Source organism: Halorhodospira neutriphila, from assembly GCF_016584055.1.
GTDB classification, from domain to species: Bacteria; Pseudomonadota; Gammaproteobacteria; order Nitrococcales; family Halorhodospiraceae; genus Halorhodospira; species Halorhodospira neutriphila.
Genome location: NZ_NRSH01000275.1, coordinates 1 through 717 on the forward strand (window position 1 = coordinate 1; position 717 = coordinate 717).

Below are 717 nucleotides of genomic sequence, written 5' to 3' on the forward strand. Positions count from 1 at the left end.
AGCAGGACCACGCCGCCGGCGGCGAGGGCCAGGCCGGCCATGAGCGCCACCACCTGCGCCCCCTGGCGGACGATCCGCCGCGCCGCGGCCAGCACGGCGCTGACATCGATCGGGGTCACCGCCGGGAAGCGCTCGCTGAGCTGCGGCAGGAGGCGGTCGGCGGCGTCGCCGAGGTGGACGCTGGTCAGGTAGTCCGGCTGCGCCGCCTCGAGCATCCCCGGGGCGGCGATGACGAAGAAGTTCGGGTTGAAGGTGGTCCAGTCCACCTCGCGCAGCGAGGTGACGGTGCCGCTCACCGGCTCGCCGTCGACGCGCACGGTCAGCGTATCGCCCACCGCCAGGCCCGCCTGCTCGGCGTACTCGCGCGCCACCGACCACTCGGCGCCGGGGTCGTCGCCCCACCACCGGCCCTCGAGCACCCGGTTATCCGGCGGCAGCCGCCCGCGCCAGCTCAGGTTCAGCTCGCGGGTGGCGGTCTCCCGCGCCCGCGGCGAGGCGTAGTCCTCGGGCGCCACCTCGCGCCCGTTGATGGCCGCTAGGCGCCCCTGGACGACGGGGTAGAAGGGGGGCTCGGCCCCCAGCTCGGCGGCGAGGAGCGCGCGCAGCGGCTCCACCTCGCCGGGGGCGATGTCGAGCAGGAAGGTATCCGGGGCGTCCTCGGGGATGCCCGCCTGCCAGGCGGCGAGCAGGTCCTCGCGCACCACCGAGAGCAGCAGC

The 717-nt window shown here is 75.9% G+C and carries 1 protein-coding gene; it reads right to left on the reverse strand.

The features are described 5' to 3' along the window. Positions 1-717, reverse strand: a 717-nt coding sequence (locus CKO13_RS12440) for an ABC transporter permease (RefSeq protein WP_420827072.1), incomplete at both ends; no start/stop codon positions are given.